The sequence below is a fragment of the Chryseobacterium sp. MMO-72 genome (assembly GCF_037146035.1).
GTDB classification, from domain to species: Bacteria; Bacteroidota; Bacteroidia; order Flavobacteriales; family Weeksellaceae; genus Chryseobacterium; species Chryseobacterium indicum.
Genome location: NZ_JBBCWG010000001.1, coordinates 93264 through 112371, shown reverse-complemented (window position 1 = coordinate 112371; position 19108 = coordinate 93264). Strand labels below are relative to the sequence as shown.

Here is a 19108-nt window from a genome sequence, read left to right as displayed (position 1 = left end):
TATTACAAGCTTTTGCTTAAACCTCTAAAAAATTGAATCCCTCCAAAAATTACCGCTCCGTAAGCAATAATCCCTCCATTTCCGTTACTAAGCGAAACAATGGTAACGATTAATCCTCCGGCAAACCAAAGACCGCCGTATAAAACATCATTCTTCGCCTGTTTTTGCTCTTGTTGTTCAATCTGTGCTATTCTCAGTCTCCTTAACTGTTCAAGATATAACTTTTCGTCATCCGTCTTTTCAGGAACCTTTGTATTTTCAGAAACATATTCAGCATAATCTTTCGTTCCATTGGTTTCAAAAAATTCCTTTTCTATTTCTTCATAAGGCTTTCCTGCATTTCGTGAAAAGTCTGAAATAAGAGATTCTATTTGCTCATTAACAGGAACATTTCTTTTTTTCAGTTCCGCCAAAGACAAAATAAAAGTCTTCTGATCATAATTTTTCCAATTGACCAAAACTTCGGACAGACCCATATTTTTCGTCTGTGTAATCTCTAATAGAGTTTTATTCATGAGTTATTTAATGTTTATTCTATCATTATCAGTCGAAGGACTGGAAATAACTAAAAATTCCAGATCTTAATTCGATTCATTAGCAATATAATGTTTAGATTGTGGTGTGATGGTAATGCTTTCGCCACTTTTTATGGATAACTTTTTACCATCAATAAAGAAGACAGCTCTGCCTTTTAAAATGTAAAAAAACTGCTCTGCGAAATGATGAAAATGCAGCTTTTCTGAAGTTCCGGAAGGCATAATTTCCTGTTTTACGAATAAATGGACATCGTTTTTCAGAATCCAGCTATCACAGCTATCTCCCCAGATATAATGCTCGGAATTATTTTTAGATTTTATCATTTGAAAATATCTACAAAAACGAACAAAATAATTAAACTTCCAATCACCGAAAAGATTGCCGAAGACATCGGAACTCTTGGTTTTACGTTTTCATCAACAGAATACCGGAACATATAATCCTGACTGTTTAAAAATAGCAATGTGATCACCATGAACAGCCATCTGATAAAAATTTCCATGATCATGAACTGGGCATCCTGATTTTCTTCAGTAATTTTAACAGGATAATTGGCAGATTCCGGATCTCTCACGATAAAAGCAAATAAGAAGTAAAGTCCGGTTAAAACGAAAGGCATTAGAAAGGCATATTTCTTACTCCCGAAATTATCTGCTTTTCCGTCAAAATCGAAATGAATGGGTATAATCTGAGGCAGTGATTTATAATGTTTTACCGTAAACCACCACAAAAAAATAAGCAGTCCGAAATTAAAAATATCAAAAACCGTGAAGAGAATATTTTCCATTTCAGACAGATTTTTAAATTAAAGTAAACTTTTTATTACTCTCAGTTTATGAGTATGTTTGTTCATTTCTTTATTGAAAATCCCTGTAGAATCCAGGGTATCGATTCTTACTTTTCCGGAAGCATGAATAATTCTCTGGTTATCCAGCATAATCCCGACGTGGATAATCTTTCCCTCCGGATTTTCGAAAAATGCCAGATCTCCCGGCTGACTTTCTTCAACAAAGCTTAATGACTCCCCTGCTTCAACCTGCTGCGAAGCGTCTCTCGGTAATTTTATATCGTGAACCTTGTAAACCAATTGCGTAAAACCGGAACAGTCTACGGCAAAGAAGCTTTTGCCACCCCACAAATACGGAACGTTCAGAAATTCTTTTGCCGTTAAAGCAATACTTTCGCGCACGTCGTGGCTTCTTCTCGATGCTACCGCAGGAAATTCCACTTCCGAACCCATGGAAAGAAGCGTTTTGCCGTCGTTCATTAAAACAGAAGAGAAATCTTCAGTCACAACGGTTACTTTTCTTTTAGCCAGATATTCGTCTGTTACAGGTTTCAGCTGTTTCGTATCCATCCATCCTTCATAGCCGTCATAATGCATTTTTATTCTGGTCCAGTTTTTATTCACTTCCAGAATATCTGCACTTTCCCCAAACAATATTTCCGTAACAATTTCTGCTCTGTCCGAACCTTCTGCACGAACGGGAGCTACTGTAACAACACAAATTCCTTTATCCATTTATTTTTTCAATTAAAAGGTTAAGACTTAGTTCAGGTTGAGAAAATACGCTGTAAAATCTTCACCTTCACTCAACCTCAAATTACTTTCTGCGTAAAAAGTTCAGCCCGTCACGCAAAGGTAAAATAAGATTTTCAAAATCATCATCTTTTGCAATCAAATCATTCAGTTCCTTAATGACCTGCGTAGATTTCTGTTTCGGATTTTCTTCCAGAACTTTTCCGTACCAGAGAACATTATCAAACATCACCACCGATCCCGATTTTGTTCTTGGCTTTATTAATCTGAAATATTCTGCATAGTTTTCTTTATCAGCATCAATAAAAACCAGATCAAAAACCTCATCGGTTTCTCTTAAAAATTCTTTTGCATCCTGAAGCTTAAAATGAATCTGAGAAGCATACTCGCTTTCCGCGAAATACTTTTTTGGAAGGTACGCTAAATCTTCATTCACATCCAAAGTAGTAATTTTTCCGTCTTTCGCCATTCCCGTTGCCAGACAAAGCGTTGCATAGCCGGTAAAAGTCCCTATTTCCAGAATATTTTCAGGGCGCATCATCTGCGAAATAATGGTTAACAGCCTTCCCTGCTGATAACCGGAAATCATGTGTGGCTGTGTGGTTTTCTGATATGTTTCCCTTCTCAGTTTTCTCAGAATTTCAGGTTCCGATGAAGCGTGTGTTTCCAGATACCTGTCCATTTCAGGAAGTTTTTCTTCAAAAAAGCTCATGCTGCAAATTTTAGTTCCGTCAAATTTACTTAAATATAACAAAAAAGCAGGAACAATCCTGAAGATTCTGAAGACATGGGAAAATCCCCATGGCAATTACCGTAAAAATACGGATGGTCTCATCTCGGAATAAGCATAACTTTGCATTGAAGGGTAAAAACACACGGTATAATGCTTGCAGGGAAAAAACAAATTAACCAGAGAAATCAGAAGACTACAGTGCCTAAAAGCACTGTGGATTCTTTTTCTAAAAAAACTAAACCGGAAATATCCAATTCATTTTTTCAAAAAATTATTTCTTTGCTGAAAAAAGAAGAACTAATTTGATTTATCTCAAAAAAACAAATCCCGAATTGCTTCGGGATTTGTTTTTATAACTGAATGTTGATCTTAAATTATTTCTTAGGAGCAATATCCATAAGTTTCATAAATTCATCAAGCTTAGGCATAATGATGATCTCTGTTCTTCTGTTTTCCGCTCTTCCCGAAACACTCATGTTAGTCGCTTTAGGATTGTATTCGGAACGTCCACCAGCAGTAATTCTTGCAGGATCTACTCCAAACTGAGTCTGAAGAACTTTAGCAACTGCAGTTCCTCTTAAAGCAGAAAGATCCCAGTTGTCTTTTGGTAAATTCGGAGAGCTTAAAGGTGCGTTATCTGTATTTCCTTCGATAAGGACAGAATATTTATCGTAATCGTTGATTACTTTAGCTACTTTTCCTAACACTTCCTGAGCGGCAGGTAAAACGTTGTAATCTCCTGTTTTGTACAACATTTTGTCTGAAAGTGATATCATTACCACCCCTTTCAGAACTTTTACCTGAACATCGCTGTCTGCTACGTTATCCAATGATCTTTTCAGCTTGTTGGATAATGCCAAATTTAAACTGTCGTTTTTTGCATTGCTTGAGATCAGCTGTTTGATATAAGAGTTTGACGCATTGATTTCTCCAACCAGCTTGTCGATATTCGCAGAGCTTTTCCCTGAGTTCGAAAGACACGCATCTAATGAAGATTTCAAAGCATCATGCTGACTTTTCAATAAATTATTTTCACTTGCCAAAGCTGAATTCTGAGACTTCAGTTCCTGAATTTCTCTCTGTCTTTCACCTACGTTTTCAATACATTGCTTGTAATTTGAGCTTAACGCATCATACTGCTTTTTGCTGATACAAGATGTCATTCCCAACACCATTGCAGATACTGCTAAAATTTTAAAAATTTTCATAAATAATCATTTTTAGACGAACCAAAGGTAACGAAATTCATTTTAATTATATGAATTATCTTTGCATAAAAGAAATTCCGGAGATCCATGCTGAACCTAGACCACTTTAAAAATCAGCTCAAAAATATTGTTGATTCCCCCGAAAACCGAAGCTATCTTCTTGCGGTGAGCGGCGGCGCAGATTCTATGGTTTTAGCACACTGTTTTAAGGACTTAGGCGTTCGTTTTCAGGTTGCCCACATCAATTATAAACTTCGGGGAAAAGACTCGGATCTTGACCAGAAAACGGTGGAAGATTTTTGTAAGAAAAACGACATTAAATTTCATTTATACAAAGTTTCAGAAAAAGATCAGAAGCCGGAACATTCTATTCAGCTTTGGGCAAGAGAACTGAGGTATCAATTTTTCAGAAAGGTTCAGAAAGAAGAGAATCTGGAATTTCTGGTCACAGCGCATCATCTGAACGATCAACTGGAAACTTTCATCATCAATCTTTCAAAAGCAGCCGGAATTAATGGTCTTAGCGGAATTCCGGCAAACGACAATCATATTTTAAGACCTCTTTTAAATTTTACAAAAGGAGAAATCTACGAATTCGCAGAAAAAAATAATATTGAATACCGTGAAGATCTGTCTAATAAGAAAAGAGATTATTTAAGAAATAAAATCCGAAACGAAATTGTGCCGGAGCTTTTGGAAACGAATGATCATTTTCTGGAAAATTTCAGAAAAAGTATTTCTTATTTAAATCAGACCAAAGATTTTGTTCAGCAACAGATTCAGGACATCGAAAACAGGATTTCGGTTTTTAACAAAGAATATAAAGTTTTATCTAAAAACAAGCTGAATGAAGAAAGTGATTTTGTAAAGTTTGAGATTTTAAAAAAATATGGCTTCAATCAGGAAGAAGAAATTTCGAAAATTTTTAAAGCTGAAAACGGAAGCTCTTTTTTTTCAAAAGATAATCGGCTAATCATCAATTATGACGAACTGGTTATAAGCAAAAAAATGGAAAACGGAGAATGGAAACCTGCAGAGCAAAGTAATGATGAAATTCTTCTGATGGAAAATTTTGATTTTTCTGAAAACCAAATTACCTTTAATCTCGAAAATATAATTGAAATTGAGCAAATCAATAAAAGTTTTGAGTGGGAATTTGATGCTCAGAAAATTCGTTTCCCACTGCGTTTAAGAAAACAGAAAGACGGTGATGAATTTTTTCCCGCGGGATTCTCAGGAAAAAAGAAAGTTTCTAAGTTTTTTAGGGATGAAAAAATATCTATTTTAGCAAGGCAAAAAATCTGGCTTCTTACCGATCGCGAAGATTCCGTACTCGGAATTATTCCTTTCCGGCAGGACAGAAGTTTCATGGCAACCAAAGACACAAAAAAAACACTGAAGATACGATGAATAAAAGAAAAACAAATGCTTTAGCCATCGAAGATTTCCAAGAAGACAACAATGTTGCTTTTGGCGTTCTTTATCAAAAATATTTCGTTTATACCCGGAAATTTGTTTTGGGAAATAAAGGAAATATGGAAGATGCTGAAGATGTTTTTCAGGATGCTTTGATTATTCTGTACGAAAAACTGTACGATGACGATTTCAAAGCGTACACTTGTCTTGCCAATTACGTTACCGGAATTTCTAAAAATCTGTGGCTGAAAAAACTCCGCAACCGAAACTTTTTTGTGGAAATGCATGAAAGCTACTATTTTGAAAACAAGGAAGAGATCAACCAGGCAATAGAAAATGAAAGGAATTATTATGATAAACTTAATGATTACATCAATAAAATTTCTTCGCATTGCCAAAACCTCATCCACGATATTTTTATGAAGAATAAAAATATGGAAGAAATACAGGAAAAATACAAGTATTCTACCAAGCATAATGCGCAAAATCAAAAGCATAAATGTGTGGAACAAATTCGAAAAATAAAAAAAGACGATAATTTTTAAACTGATTATCAATACCTTAAATAAAATAATTAAAAAATCACCTTTTCGCCGGGTGATTTTTTCTGCTTTTGGGAACTTCATAGTAAATACTTTATCTTATGTTCACCAAAATAATTTATACGTTCTTTTTCTTAGTTGCCATTTCGTTCAATGCACAAAGCAAAACCGGAATTCAATTTCAGACTAAAAATTTAGAAGAAGCCAAAAAATTGGCACAACAGGAAAACAAACTCATCTTCATCGATCTGTACACCACTTGGTGTGGTCCCTGTAAACTGATGAAAAAGAATACGTTCCCGAATCCTGAACTGGGAGAATTTTTCAATAAAAATTTCATCAGCCTTTATATTGATGCCGAAAAAGAAGGAACAGAACTTGCCAAAAAATTCAAAATCGTTAATTATCCTTCCTTTCTTTTCTTAGACCAGAACGGCGAATTGGTGCAGTACGAATATGGATATTACAACGCTGCACAATTTTTAAATATCGGAAAGTCGGTTACAGAGAAAAGAAATTCAGACAAAAAAACGCCGACAATCAGCAAAGTGAAGGGCAAAATGGCGGGTGAAACGATTCCCAACTTTACAGCAAAAGATCAGTTTGAAAAAACATTTTCTCTGTCTCAGGAAAAAAAGAAAACCGTGGTGGTTTTCATTCGTGGACAATGGTGTCCGTATTGTAATAAATATGTTGAAAGCCTACAAAATCTTGCTCCCGAATTACAGTCGAAAAACACAAGATTGGTCATTATTTCTCCCGAAAAGCCTGAGTTTATCGCAAAAACTATCAGCAAAACCAAAACCGCATATTCCGTTTTGTATGATGAAAACTACAGAATAGCAGAACTTTTTGATGTTCTGTACACACCCGAGAAAAAAACGCTCGATTTCTACGAAAACCGATTGGGAGACGATTTTAAGAAAAGCCGTTCCGATGATTCCGGAAGACTGCCCGTTTCTGCGACCTATATTTTAGATGAAAATCAAAAAATCATCTGGAGACATTTCAATCCCGATTACAAAGAAAGAGCTTCGATGGAGGATATTGTAAAACAGCTTTAATTTTTTTATGGCAGCAATTTCCGCCTTCCGCTCCCAATCTTTTTGCCAAAGCATTTCCAGCAGCAAAAAGGATTTCCGCTCAAGTCGGGCTGCAAATCGTCAACAAAAACAAACAATAAAAATAAAAACATTTGATATGAAAAATACAATCACGCTCATTCTCGTATTTCTGCTTCCTTTTTTTGCATTTTCACAAAAAGCAGAACACAGAAATTTAAACAACAAATTAGCAATTCAGGGATATGATCCTGTTTCTTACATCGAACAAAACAAAGCCGTAAAAGGTAAAAAAGAATTTGCAGTCAACGTAAACGGAGCTATTTACTACACTTCAACTGCCAAAAACAAAGAACTTCTGCAAAAGAATCCTTCCAAATACGAACCTATTTATGGCGGTTGGTGTGCATTTGCAATGGGAGATTATGGTGAGAAAGTGGAGATTAACCCAACTACCTTCAAAGTTATTGATGGCAAAACCTATCTCTTCTATAATAAGCTATTCAATAATACACTCAATTCCTGGAATAAAAACGAAGACAAACTTAAAAAACAAGCTGATCTCAACTGGAAAAAATTAACTACAAAATAAGACTATGAAAACATTTATTACATTACTATTATCATCCCTGTTTTTAGTTTCCTGCATCAGAGAAAATACTTCTACGGAAGACTTGATGGAAATGGCTCCTGAAAATTCGGTCTTAAAATATTCCGGAGATTTTATGCAGGGACCTTACGGAAATAACGTTAACGGAAAAGCGGAAATCTATGAAAAAAACGGAGTCTTCACATTGGTTTTAAATGAAAACTTCACCATCAGCAACGGTCCGGATCTTTACGTGTATGTAAGCAAAGAACAGCAGCCTTCGCAATTTGTTTCTTTAGGTAAGCTGAAATCTGTGAACGGCGGACAAACCTATACTTTTACGGGTTCAGTAAACTTCGATGAGTACAAATACGCAGTCGTTCATTGTCAACAATACAATCATCTGTTTTCTTACGCTTTACTGGAGAAAAAATAACATTACAAATATGAAATCGCCATTAACGAATTTGGAAGCAAACACAGATGAAGATGTAGCGATAACATATGACCTTTAAAAACAATAAAATATACATATGAAAAACTACATCAATTGGGCATTACGATTAATTCCCGCTCTAATTTTACTGCAGACTTTATTCTTCAAATTTACGGCTCATCCGGATTCTGTCGCCATTTTTTCTAAGCTTCACGCAGAACCTTTCGGAAGGATTTTTTCAGGAGTATTGGAACTCATCACGGCAGTTTTAATTCTGAATCCGAAAACGACTTTTTGGGGAGCAGTTCTGGGACTTGTAACGATGATTGGAGCAATTGCCTCACACATTTTCATCCTAGGAATCGATACCAATAATGATGGCGGAAAATTGTTTTACCTTGCACTTACCGTTTTTGTTTTCTGTGTGATTCTTTTAATTAAATTTAAAAAAGGAAAGTATGAATAAAGACCAATCGGTTTATACGATCTTACACGAGATCCTTACCGAACAACAGAATTTACTGAGAAAAGTTTCGGTAAAAATGTACACTCAGAGTATTCCTTCTCTGGACGGTTCTACCATTGGCGGTCACACAAGACATATTATTGAGTTTCTGGAAATTTTACGGAACTCTTACCATACGAATCAGATTAATTATGACGAAAGACAGAGAAATCCGGAACTGGAACAGAATCCTGAAAAAGCGATAGAAATTATTTCTGAAATACTTTTCAGCATTAATTTGCCCAACAAAAATTTGACAATGCATCAAACCGTGGGAACTATTTCTTTAGAAATTCCGACCAATTTCTTTCGGGAACTTTTGTACAATATTGAGCATTGCATTCATCATCAGGCGTTGATAAAAGTGGCTTTTAACGAAATTAAAATGAGCCATCTTCTCAACAAAAATTTCGGCATTGCCCCTTCAACAATTCAATACAGAGAAACCCAAAATTTAAACTAAATGTGTACTGTAACGTATTTTCCGCTTAAAAATAAAATTGTTCTGACTTCCAACCGGGACGAGAAACCGAATCGTTCTGCACAGGAAATTCATCGTGAAAAAGGTATTTTTTATCCGAAAGATGCCACCAAAAACGGAACGTGGTTTGCGGTTTCAGAAAATGGAAATGTCCTTATTTTATTAAACGGTGCTTTTGAAAATCATCCGGTAAAAACAAATTACCGGAAAAGCCGTGGACTGATTGTTTTGGATCTGATAGCGGAAGAAGATATTTTCAAGTCAATAGAATTAATTGATTTGGAAAACATTGAACCTTTTACACTGGTGATTTTTCAGGAAAAACAATTGGCGGAATTTCGCTGGGACGGAACTGAAAAACATTTTAAAAGATTAGACGCTCATCTTCCGTACATCTGGTCTTCCGCAACTTTGTACGATGCAAAAGCACAGGAAAAAAGAAGAGAAATTTTCAAAGAATTTCTGCAAACCAAGCCGATTTTCGAAGAAGATATTTTAGATTTCCACCATCAGAAAACCGATGATCTGGAAAACGGAATTACCATCAAAAGACAAAATACGATACAAACCATCAGTACGACACAGCTCGTTATTTCCGATGAAATGACACTGAAACATTACAACCGACTGAACCCAGATTCTAAACCCAAAAAAATTTCCCTCAAAAATGAAACTCAAACATCGCATTCATAAAATTGCACACTGGGAATACTGGTCTACTTTTTCCATTTACCTGCCGCTTTTTCCGGTTTGGCTGTACTGTGCATATAAAGCAAGAACGCTTTTGTTCTTCCACGGTGCGAATCCTTCTATAAAATACGGAGGAATGGCAATGGAAAGTAAAAAAGAAATCTACGATCTGATTCCCGAAAACTGGATCCCGAAAACGGTTTTTGCGTCTTCAGAAATTTCATTTAACGAAATTTTATCTGAATTAAAATCACAAACCATCAATTTCCCCGTTATTGTAAAACCCAATATCGGATTGAAAGGTTTGGGCGTTGTTCAGGTGGAAAATGTAAACGAACTGAAAGATTATCAAAAAAATAATGACTGTGATTTTTTAATTCAGGAAAAAATAAATTATCAGCATGAAGTCGGGATTTTTTACCACCGTTTTCCGGACGAAAAAAAAGGAAAGATCACAGGAATGGTGAAAAAAGAATTTCTTTCCGTAAAAGGAGATGGCAGAAAAACGTTAAGAGAACTGGTAATGGAAAATCCCAGAAGTGCGTTCCAGATGAAAGCTATAGAACAGAAAATGGGAAGCGAAATGCAGAAAACAGTTCCTGAAAACGAAGAAATAATTCTGATCCCGTTCGGAAGCCATACGAGAGGTGCAAAATTTATTGATATTTCCTCTGAAGTTACAGAAAAATTAGAACAAAAAATAGATGAAATCTGTACCAAAGTGAATGGTTTTTACTTCGGAAGACTGGATGTGATGTTTGAAAATCTGGAACTTCTAAAAGAGGGAAAGAATTTAAAAATCATCGAAATAAACGGTGCTAAAAGCGAACCAACGCATATGTACGATCCGAAACACTCCTTATTTTTTGCATGGAAAGAAATTGCAAAACACTGGAACATCATGGCAGAAATCAGCAGAAAAAACCACGAAACCGGATTTCCTTATCTGGATATCAAAGAGGGATTTTCTGCGCTGAAAAACAATCTTGCCATAGAAAAAAGGCTGAGGAAGATTTCTTCGGTTGATTAATCTGCAAAAAACAGTTACTTTTGTAGTAAAGTATTTACATAAAATTACAATATGAAATTCTCTTCGATTTATAAAATTCCGTTGCTGCTTTTCTTTTTTATTACGCTTGCAGTTTCGGGGCAAATCAAAAATCCTGTAAAATTTAAATTTACCATCAACGAATTGGGCGACAACCAATACGAAGCCGTCCTGAATGCCACGATGGAAAGCGGTTGGCATATTTACTCCAAAGACATTCCGGAAGATACGGGAATTCCTACTGATTATAAAGTTTCAGGAAAAAACATCGAACTGATCGGGAAATTTACCGAAGTGGGTAAAAAGCATGAAGAATTTTCTGAGGCTTTCGGCGGAAAAATTATTTTCTACTCCAATACCGCAGGTTTCAAGCAGAAATTTAAGCTGAAAGACGGAACAAAACCAGGAGATGTTGTTGCTGAAATTACGTATCAGACCTGTGACGACAGAGTCTGTCTTGCTCCCAATACGCTGGAATTCAACAAACAGGTTACGCCAAAAGGTGCGGCTGAAGAAGTAAAAACCGATGAAAAAACAACGGCAAAAGATTCTTTGCAGCCAGTTGTGGATACATTGGGTAATGTTGTTCAACCTGCTGTTCCAACTGCAGAAACCAAAAAACTTGATCCTAAAAATTTAAAAATAGAATCCATTAATTTCCAGAAACCATTAACGGACTGCGGAACAGGATCATCAAAAATCAGCGAAAACTACTGGACGTATCTTTTGTTAGGATTTATCGGAGGTTTAATTGCCTTGTTAACGCCCTGCGTTTTCCCGATGATTCCTTTAACGGTTTCGTTCTTTACCAAAGGAAATAAAAATCCAGCAAAAGGAAAAAGAGATGCTTTGATCTATGGATTTTTCATTCTTTTGATCTTTGTTTTATTAAGTGTTCCTTTCCATTTAATTGATGGAATTGCAGGAAATATCTTCAACGAAATTTCAACTAATGTCTGGCTGAATATTGCGTTCTTCATCATTTTTATTTTCTTCGCGGGAAGTTTCTTCGGCTATTATGATATTACTTTGCCAAGTTCTATTGCCAATAAATCTTCAAAAGCGGAAGAAGCGGGTGGAATTATCGGAATTTTCTTTATGGCTTTGACTTTAGTTATCGTTTCTTTCTCGTGTACTGGTCCTATTTTGGGAAGTTTATTGGGAAGCGCGATTACTGGTTCCGCAAATGTTCCGATGCTGCTAACTTTTGCTTTGGCAGGATTCGGATTGGCTTGGGCAATCGTTTTCGGTTTGCTGGCTTTATTTCCGCAGGCGCTGCAAAGTCTTCCGAAATCCGGAGGCTGGATGAATACGGTGAAAGTTGTTTTAGGATTCGTGGAACTGGCTCTTGCTTTAAAATTCTTATCCAAAGCAGATCTGGTTTCTAAAACATTCTTCATTAAAAGAGAACTTTTCATCGGAATCTGGATCGTTGTAGCCATTGGTTTAGCCATTTATTTGTTTGGATTAATCAAATTCCCGCATGACGACAAGAAACCGAAAATTTCTGTTACCAGAAAAATTTTATCGTTTTTAGGAATTGGTTTTGTGGTGTATCTCGTTCAGGGATTAATTCCTTCTGACAGACCAAAACTGCAATTATTAAGCGGAATTTTACCTCCGTTAAATGTAAGTTATTTCCATGACGAAAAAGACGGAATTCTGGGAATGCATCCTGAACACGATTTCTTTACCGCTATTGAATTAGCAAAAAAAGAAGACAAACCGATCTTAATTGATTTCACGGGGTACGGATGTGAAAACTGCCGAAAAATGGAAGAATTTGTGTGGAGCGAACCGGATATTTTACCGATCCTTCAAAACGATGTAGTTCTGGCTTCTCTTTATGTGGATGATAAAGAAGAACTTCCAGAAGATCAGAAAACAAAGATTGATCTTGGTGACGGACAGGTGAAAAAAGTAAAAACAATCGGTGACCGATGGAGTCTTTTCCAGCAAGTGAATTTCAATAATAATTCTCAGCCGCATTATGTTTTATTAACGCCGGACGGAAAAGTAATCAACACGCCGGTTTCAGGATATATGGAGAAAGAAAAATTCAAAAAATTCCTTGAATGTGGTGTAAATTACTACAAACAGAATAAATAATTTTAATTTAAAATACACAAAGCCTTATCAATTTTTTGGTAAGGCTTTTTTTATGAATTGATTTTAAACGCTATACACGCAAAGTTTATTGATATATGTTGAAAATATTTTCTGTTCGCAAAGGCACTTCGTTCAGCAAATGATAGCAGAAACTTTTGCTTAATAAATTCTTAGGCTTTAGAAACCGTTATTTTTTTAATATATTGATTTTAAAAGATTTAAATAAAAACACACAGTAAAAATGTTAAATTAATACCATTTTTAAAATTTAGGTATAAACTTTGTATTGATTCCAAAACAAAAATAGAGATACAACACCCTTTATTGAAAATTGTTTAACATTTTAAAAACTATTAATTATGGCTGAAGTTATTGCACAAGAGAAGCAGGGAGGAAGCAAACAAAGAAAAAAACTGATCCGAGTTGACATGACTCCAATGGTAGACTTGGGATTTTTACTCATCACCTTTTTTATGTTTACCACGAATTTTACAAAACCTAATGTAATGGATTTAGGACTGCCTGCGAAAGATCCACATCCAGACCCAACGCACAAACCCGTAATAAAACCTTTAAATCAGGTTACCTTTATTTTAGGAAAAGACAATAGAGTATTTTATCATCAAAGCTTTAAAGAAGGATTAAATACAAGTAATTTGAAAGAAACAAATTTCAGTGGAATTAATATCACTAAAATCATTTCGGAAGCCTACAATAACGCTCCCAATAAGGAAAATTTCACTATTATTGTGGAACCTACAGACGACGCAAACTATAAAAACTTTGTAGATGTTTTGGACAACATCGCTATTTCGAAAAAAGAACGATACGGAGTCACCGACATTAAACCTTGGGAAAAGAAAGTTTACGAAGAATTAACCAAATAAAATAAGAAGGGCATTTTTAAAATGCTCTTTTTTATTTATAAATTTCTTTTAAAAATGATTAAAAAAGTAATATTCATAATTCTCTGCTCTACCGTATTTTTAAATGCTCAAATAAAAGATACTGTAGAACATCATAATCTTTCTTTACACTTTAATAAACACAATGATCTTTATAAAGTTATAAACACACAGAACAATAAAGAGTTTAATGGTTGGGGATGGTACGAAAATGAAGAATCTTATAAAATATTTAATTATTATTTCCATAACAGATTAGTGTACCGCGACATTCGGGATCTTAATAATAAAATTATCCGCAGAGAATATCCTTTAAAAAATCAAAACAAATTGACAGTACATGAATTCTATGAAAACAATACGAGCCTGATTAAAAAGAAATATTCCATTAGTTTTATTTTTAATGATGAAGATATGCTTGAAAAGAAAAATGGAGAATATTGTGAATATTATAAGAATGGAAAAATAAAAACAAAAGGTCAATACAAAAATGATAAAAAGACAGGTAAATGGACTTCTTTTGATGAAAATGGAAAAATGCTTTAATTAGTCAATACACTGAATCGATTTTAAACTTAGTCTTGTATTTTTTATTTACTTTTGAGTATAATTTATTCATTAATGAAAAACTTTTTAACCGCAGTTGTTTTAGCCGCTTTTGCTGTTTCATGCTCCAAAAAGGAAGCAACCTCTACTTCCGATAAGACTGACAGTACAAAAATCATCGATTCGATTAACGCGGCGAGAACAAAAATCAACGACAGCATAAAATCTAAAAATCATTTTAAAGATTTCAGCGGATCTCATAAATTCACCCATAATTCAATTAAAAATTCGGGTTCTGTAAATTTCAAAAAAATTGATGGTGAAAGAGACCATTACGACGTTTCAGGAAATATCAGCTCCGGAAAAAACACCGTCGAAATAAAAGGATTTATGGCGGTTGTTTCAGACAAACACATGAATTTTACAGGAGAAATTACAGAAAGTATCTCAGCAAACGACAACGGAAAACCTTATACCAGAAAAGGAACAAAAACCTTCCTGTCTAAAGACGGCGGAAAAACATACCGACTTCAGGATATGGTTAATGGTTCGGGATTTGTTGAATATATTGACATTCACTTTTAATTACTGAAATATGTTAAACTTCGAGAGAAAAGGAAACGGAAAAGAAACTTTGGTTCTGCTTCACGGCTTTATGGAAAATCTTTCTATTTGGAGCGATATGGAGCCTCATCTTTCCGACAATTTTTCATTGTTAAAAATAGATCTTCCCGGTCATGGACAATCTGAAATCATTGCTGAAGTTCAGACGATGGAACTGATGGCGGAAGAGGTAAAAAAAGTTTTGGATCATGAAAATATAACCAAAATCCACTTACTCGGACATTCGATGGGAGGGTACGTTTCTCTGGCTTTCGCAGAAAAATACCCTGAATACCTGAAAAGTTTAACTTTATTTTTCTCCACATATTTTCCGGATGATGCTGAAAAGAAAGAACAACGCATCAAAAGTTACCGCATCATCAAAGATGCTTTCGCGCATTACGCAAGAGCGGGAGTTCCGAATCTGTTCAATCCCAATGAAAAAGCTATTCTGGAAGGAAAAATAGAAACCGCTCTGGAAGTTGCCCTTTCTACGAATAATCTCGGAGCATTGGCTTCCGTAAAAGGAATGGTGGAACGAACGGACAAAAAGCATATTATGGAAAATCTTGAGACAAAAATTTTGGTTCTTGCCGGAAAGCACGATAATGCAGTGAAAACCGAAACCATGATTAAACACCTTCCCGACCGCACTAACATTAAATCCTACATTCTCGATTGCGGACACAACGGACATTGGGAAAAGCCTAAAATCTGTGCAGAGATCATCAATACAGAGCTTCTTCACAATATGCCGAAACATTTGGTCTTTTAGTATGCTGGATTTTTTCTCTTTCAAAAAAAAGAAACCCGTCATCGGTCTGACTCTTTCAGGCGGAGGAATGCGCGGAATTGCTCACATTGCGGTTTTAAAGGCTTTGGAAGAGTACGATCTGAAACCGGATATTATTTCAGGAACCAGTGCAGGATCTATTGTAGGAGCGTTTTATTCTTTCGGGAAATCTCCGGATGAAATGATGGAAATTGTTAAACAGACTACTTTTTTTTCGAGGTCTTATCTTAAACTCTCCAAAAACGGAATTTTCAGTTCTAAATTTATTCTGAAACTTTTCACCGATCATTTTCCGGAAGATGATTTTAACATTTTAAAAATTCCTCTATATGTTGCCGCCACTGAAATGACGCACGGAATTGTAGATTTTTTCTCGGAAGGTAAACTTTTCATCCCGTTATTGGCTTCTTCGAGCGTTCCTTTTGTTTTGCCTCCGGTGAAAATTGGCGAAAAAATTTATGTAGACGGTGGCGTTTTAGACAATCTTCCGATTGAACCGATTGTAGACAAATGCGATTTTCTGATTGCTTCGCACGTGAATTCTATCAGTTATGACAGCCTTGAACGAATGAGCTTAATGAAAGAATTTGACCGGATTTTACATTTGGCCATCGCAAAATCTGTGTATTCCAAAGCTAAGACCTGTGATATTTTTCTGGATCCGCCGAAAATGACGAAATTCAGTCTTTTCAACAAAAAATTCTTAGATATTATGTTTCAGGAAGTTTATGAATACACTTGTAAAGAACTTGAGGAGAAAGGATATTCGAGGGGTTAGAGTTTAGGGTTTGAGGGTTTTAGAATTTTAGAGTCTTAGAGTTATAGCGTTGAGAGTTTTTAGGATGTGAATGAGTTTTATTGCGAACAGACTGAAGATCTGCGAACGTAGTTCAGAAGCTAAGAAGCCATCTCTTCAAAAGAAGATTTAAATTCTGCGTTGATTATTTTTCAGGAATTTAAAATCAATAAAATCCAGATTATTCACCCGAGTTTATTTCTTTCTGAATGAAAAATATATGCAGCTTTCTCAGCCTAAACCTTAAACTTAACCTCAATCTCAGCCTAAATCAAACTTACAAACTCTCCTCCCCTTCTATTTTCACTTTGAATGTTTCAATGGTTCCCTGCAAAGATTCGTAAGATTTTCCTCCGGCTGCATTGATGTGACCTCCCCCATTGAAATATTTTCTTGAGAATTGATTCACATCCATATCATCCTTACTTCTGAAAGAAATTTTAATAAAATCTTCATATAGATCTTCCATAAAGAATGCTGCCATTTTCACACCTAAAATACTCAGTCCGTAATTAACGAAACCTTCCGTATCGCCTTTCTGGAAGCCATATTCCTTCAGTTCTTCCCTTGTTAAATAAAGAACAGCTACTTTTCCGTCTTTTACCACTTCTATTCTTCCTAAAATCAGGGCTAATAAATGAAGACGGGAAACGGTGTTCGTATCCCATGTATTGGAAGTAATCATTGCAGGATCTGCTCCGTGTTCGATAAGATTGGCAATAATTCTGTGCGTTGTTGCACTTGTAGAACGGAATCTGAAACCTCCTGTATCCGTCATAATCCCGGTATAAAGACATTCTGCGATATCGTTATTCACCAGATTTTCATCATTCATCGCTTCTATGAAATGATACACCATCTGACAGGTAGCAGGAATTACGGTATCGGAATAAACAAAATCAAACTTTTCAGGCTGCTGATGATGATCGATAAGAATCTTTTTCGCTCTGGAATTCGTAAGCCAGTCTCCCAAAATCCCGATTCTGGAAGGCGCATTGAAATCCAGACAGAAAATAACATCTGCTTCATAAATAAGATCAGAAGCTACTTTTCTTTTGTAGTCTGCAATCAGCACTTTTTTTGCTTCCGGCATCCATTTCAGAAACTTCGGAAAATCGTTGGGAACGATAACCTCTGCATGAATTCCTTTTGCTTTCAGATAATGTTTTAAACCAAGGCTGGAACCAATAGCATCGCCATCCGGATTATAATGGGTAAGAATTACAATTTTATGTTCCGGAGTAAGTAATTTGTTGATTTCTAAAAGTTCTGCTGGTGTAAACATCATGATGTTTATTTTTTCTTTAAATTTGAGTTTCCAAAGATAGAGCTTTTAAACAAATCATTGTGCATTATTTTATAATATCGGGAAAGTAGGCATCCCGTCGGCATTTGCAAAGAATGCATGAAAAAACAGTGTAATTTTTTAAAAAAAAGATTTGTAAAGTTTGCAACTTTTAAAAAATTCCATATCTTTGCAACCTGAAAATTAATAGATAATTACGATTTAAACATATAGTAATGAGTAAAAGAACATTCCAGCCATCAGAAAGAAAAAGAAGAAACAAACACGGTTTCAGAGAAAGAATGTCTACGCCAAATGGAAGAAGAGTTTTGGCTGCGAGAAGAGCTAAAGGCAGAAAGAGTTTAACTGTAAGTGCTTCACGCGCTAAGAGATAATCTTTTTATTATCATATACAAATCATGCTTGAAAAGTAGTTTTTCAGGCATTTTTTGTTGTTAAATTTTCCCAAAATTTAGGTTATTTATTCTTCTTTTTCCTATTTTTAAAATCTGAAAAAATTTTAAGAAAAAGTACTTTAAAACTGAATTATGCCACATACAAATATCGCCGGAGACAATATCATCAGCTTACAGCACGCGAAGATTGCCCAAAAAAACTTCACGGTTCTTTCTGATGTGAATCTGAACATCAAAAAAGGAAGATTCTGCTATCTTATCGGGAAAACAGGTTCCGGAAAAAGTTCCCTGCTGAAAACTTTGTACGGGCATATTCCTTTGGCTTCCGGACACGGCGCAGTGGTAGGTTTCGATCTTGCCAAGCTGAGAGCTTCGGACGTTCCGAACCTGAGAAGAAAATTAGGGATTGTTTTTCAGGATTTCCAATTGCTTTCTGACAGAACGGTTGAAAAAAACCTGAAATTCGTACTGGAAGCAACAGGATGGAGCGATAAGACAAAAATGGAAGACCGCATTAACGAAGTTCTTGGCAGCGTAAATATGAAAAGCAAGAAGCACAAAATGCCACACGAACTTTCAGGAGGAGAACAACAGCGTATTGCCATCGCAAGAGCGCTTCTGAATCATCCGGATCTTATTCTTGCGGATGAGCCTACAGGAAACCTTGACCCCGAAACTTCCAATGAAATCATGACTTTATTAAAGCAGGTTGCTCTTGAAAACGGAGCTGCTGTTGTGATGGCAACACACGATTATCATATGATCCAGAATTTTCCGGGTGAAGCGATAAGATGTGAAGATGGAAAAGTTTCCGTGCTTGATACAGCAGAGTTATTTGAGTAAAATTTAACCATTAAGGACATTTAAGA

25 protein-coding genes are annotated in these 19108 nt (G+C 35.5%); 18 read left to right on the top strand and 7 right to left on the bottom strand.

Features of this window, described 5'->3' with window-relative positions; all coding sequences use genetic code 11:
• Nucleotides 1–2: 2 nt before the first annotated feature.
• The 5 genes from WFH39_RS00525 to WFH39_RS00505 form a co-directional block, all read right to left on the bottom strand.
• Nucleotides 3–515, bottom strand: a complete 513-nt coding sequence (locus WFH39_RS00525) for a hypothetical protein (RefSeq protein WP_336688398.1) — start codon at nt 513–515, stop codon at nt 3–5.
• 66 nt (nt 516–581) lie between these two features.
• Nucleotides 582–860 carry a cupin domain-containing protein gene (locus WFH39_RS00520; protein ID WP_336688397.1) on the bottom strand — a complete coding sequence of 93 codons (279 nt, stop codon included), beginning with the start codon at nt 858–860 and terminating at the stop codon, nt 582–584.
• On the bottom strand, nt 857–1324 hold the full coding sequence (locus tag WFH39_RS00515; protein ID WP_336688396.1) for a DUF1648 domain-containing protein: 468 nt from the start codon (nt 1322–1324) through the stop codon (nt 857–859). The genes WFH39_RS00520 and WFH39_RS00515 overlap by 4 nt, the downstream gene beginning before the upstream one ends.
• Nucleotides 1325–1342: 18 nt before the next feature.
• On the bottom strand, nt 1343–2059 hold the full coding sequence (locus tag WFH39_RS00510; RefSeq protein WP_336688395.1) for a C40 family peptidase: 717 nt from the start codon (nt 2057–2059) through the stop codon (nt 1343–1345).
• Nucleotides 2060–2141: 82 nt separating this feature from the next.
• Nucleotides 2142–2789 (bottom strand): O-methyltransferase, encoded by a 648-nt coding sequence (locus WFH39_RS00505; protein WP_235131747.1) that lies wholly within the window; start codon nt 2787–2789, stop codon nt 2142–2144.
• Here WFH39_RS00505 and WFH39_RS00500 point away from each other — a divergent pair.
• Nucleotides 2788–2922 carry a hypothetical protein gene (locus WFH39_RS00500; protein WP_336688394.1) on the top strand — a complete coding sequence of 45 codons (135 nt, stop codon included), beginning with the start codon at nt 2788–2790 and terminating at the stop codon, nt 2920–2922. The two genes, WFH39_RS00505 and WFH39_RS00500, sit on opposite strands and share 2 nt — an antisense overlap.
• Before the next feature lie 262 nt (nt 2923–3184).
• On the opposite strand, the gene WFH39_RS00495 is transcribed toward WFH39_RS00500, so the two are convergent.
• The gene (locus tag WFH39_RS00495; RefSeq protein WP_214587396.1) at nt 3185–4018 is read right to left on the bottom strand and encodes an OmpA family protein; all 834 of its coding nucleotides are present in this window, start codon (nt 4016–4018) and stop codon (nt 3185–3187) included.
• An 87-nt stretch (nt 4019–4105) separates the two neighbouring features.
• Here WFH39_RS00495 and tilS point away from each other — a divergent pair, with 87 nt between their 5' ends.
• The 15 genes from tilS (at nt 4106) to WFH39_RS00420 (ending at nt 16520) form a co-directional block, all read left to right on the top strand.
• Entirely contained in the window at nt 4106–5428 is a 1323-nt protein-coding gene (gene tilS / locus WFH39_RS00490) for a tRNA lysidine(34) synthetase TilS (protein ID WP_336688393.1), read from the top strand.
• The gene (locus tag WFH39_RS00485; protein WP_214587398.1) at nt 5425–5979 is read left to right on the top strand and encodes an RNA polymerase sigma factor; all 555 of its coding nucleotides are present in this window, start codon (nt 5425–5427) and stop codon (nt 5977–5979) included. Before tilS ends, WFH39_RS00485 begins: the two co-directional genes overlap by 4 nt.
• Before the next feature lie 98 nt (nt 5980–6077).
• Nucleotides 6078–7040, top strand: a complete 963-nt coding sequence (locus tag WFH39_RS00480) for a redoxin domain-containing protein (RefSeq protein WP_336688392.1) — start codon at nt 6078–6080, stop codon at nt 7038–7040.
• A gap of 136 nt (nt 7041–7176) precedes the next feature.
• On the top strand, nt 7177–7629 hold the full coding sequence (locus tag WFH39_RS00475) for a YHS domain-containing (seleno)protein (protein ID WP_336688391.1): 453 nt from the start codon (nt 7177–7179) through the stop codon (nt 7627–7629).
• Between the two features lie 4 nt (nt 7630–7633).
• The gene (locus WFH39_RS00470; RefSeq protein ID WP_336688390.1) at nt 7634–8062 is read left to right on the top strand and encodes a DM13 domain-containing protein; all 429 of its coding nucleotides are present in this window, start codon (nt 7634–7636) and stop codon (nt 8060–8062) included.
• 97 nt (nt 8063–8159) lie between these two features.
• A complete protein-coding gene (locus tag WFH39_RS00465) occupies nt 8160–8528 on the top strand; it encodes a DoxX family protein (RefSeq protein ID WP_268055289.1) in 369 nt (122 codons plus the stop codon).
• Nucleotides 8521–9030 carry a DinB family protein gene (locus WFH39_RS00460; protein ID WP_336688389.1) on the top strand — a complete coding sequence of 170 codons (510 nt, stop codon included), beginning with the start codon at nt 8521–8523 and terminating at the stop codon, nt 9028–9030. Before WFH39_RS00465 ends, WFH39_RS00460 begins: the two co-directional genes overlap by 8 nt.
• Nucleotides 9031–9741 (top strand): NRDE family protein, encoded by a 711-nt coding sequence (locus tag WFH39_RS00455; protein WP_336688388.1) that lies wholly within the window; start codon nt 9031–9033, stop codon nt 9739–9741.
• Nucleotides 9716–10768: a D-alanine--D-alanine ligase gene (locus WFH39_RS00450; RefSeq protein WP_336688387.1), complete on the top strand. Its 1053-nt coding sequence runs from the start codon at nt 9716–9718 to the stop codon at nt 10766–10768. Before WFH39_RS00455 ends, WFH39_RS00450 begins: the two co-directional genes overlap by 26 nt.
• 51 nt (nt 10769–10819) lie before the next feature.
• Nucleotides 10820–12895 carry a protein-disulfide reductase DsbD family protein gene (locus tag WFH39_RS00445; RefSeq protein ID WP_336688386.1) on the top strand — a complete coding sequence of 692 codons (2076 nt, stop codon included), beginning with the start codon at nt 10820–10822 and terminating at the stop codon, nt 12893–12895.
• 359 nt (nt 12896–13254) lie between these two features.
• A complete protein-coding gene (locus WFH39_RS00440) occupies nt 13255–13782 on the top strand; it encodes a biopolymer transporter ExbD (protein ID WP_336688385.1) in 528 nt (175 codons plus the stop codon).
• A gap of 54 nt (nt 13783–13836) precedes the next feature.
• Nucleotides 13837–14346 carry a hypothetical protein gene (locus tag WFH39_RS00435; RefSeq protein ID WP_336688384.1) on the top strand — a complete coding sequence of 170 codons (510 nt, stop codon included), beginning with the start codon at nt 13837–13839 and terminating at the stop codon, nt 14344–14346.
• A gap of 75 nt (nt 14347–14421) precedes the next feature.
• Entirely contained in the window at nt 14422–14931 is a 510-nt protein-coding gene (locus WFH39_RS00430; protein WP_268055294.1) for a hypothetical protein, read from the top strand.
• 10 nt (nt 14932–14941) lie between these two features.
• Nucleotides 14942–15724, top strand: a complete 783-nt coding sequence (locus WFH39_RS00425) for an alpha/beta fold hydrolase (RefSeq protein ID WP_336688383.1) — start codon at nt 14942–14944, stop codon at nt 15722–15724.
• A 1-nt stretch (nt 15725) separates the two neighbouring features.
• Nucleotides 15726–16520 carry a patatin-like phospholipase family protein gene (locus WFH39_RS00420; protein ID WP_235131730.1) on the top strand — a complete coding sequence of 265 codons (795 nt, stop codon included), beginning with the start codon at nt 15726–15728 and terminating at the stop codon, nt 16518–16520.
• Between the two features lie 295 nt (nt 16521–16815).
• Here the strand turns inward: WFH39_RS00420 and WFH39_RS00415 are convergent, their stop codons facing one another.
• A complete protein-coding gene (locus WFH39_RS00415; protein ID WP_214591148.1) occupies nt 16816–17823 on the bottom strand; it encodes a DHH family phosphoesterase in 1008 nt (335 codons plus the stop codon).
• Nucleotides 17824–18059: 236 nt separating this feature from the next.
• Here WFH39_RS00415 and rpmH point away from each other — a divergent pair, with 236 nt between their 5' ends.
• Both rpmH and WFH39_RS00405 read left to right on the top strand, forming a co-directional pair.
• A complete protein-coding gene (rpmH, locus tag WFH39_RS00410; protein WP_007843334.1) occupies nt 18060–18218 on the top strand; it encodes a 50S ribosomal protein L34 in 159 nt (52 codons plus the stop codon).
• Nucleotides 18219–18371: 153 nt separating this feature from the next.
• Complete coding sequence (locus tag WFH39_RS00405) at nt 18372–19082, top strand: cell division ATP-binding protein FtsE (RefSeq protein ID WP_214587411.1); 711 nt, start codon at nt 18372–18374, stop codon at nt 19080–19082.
• The last annotated feature ends 26 nt before the right edge of the window (nt 19083–19108 follow it).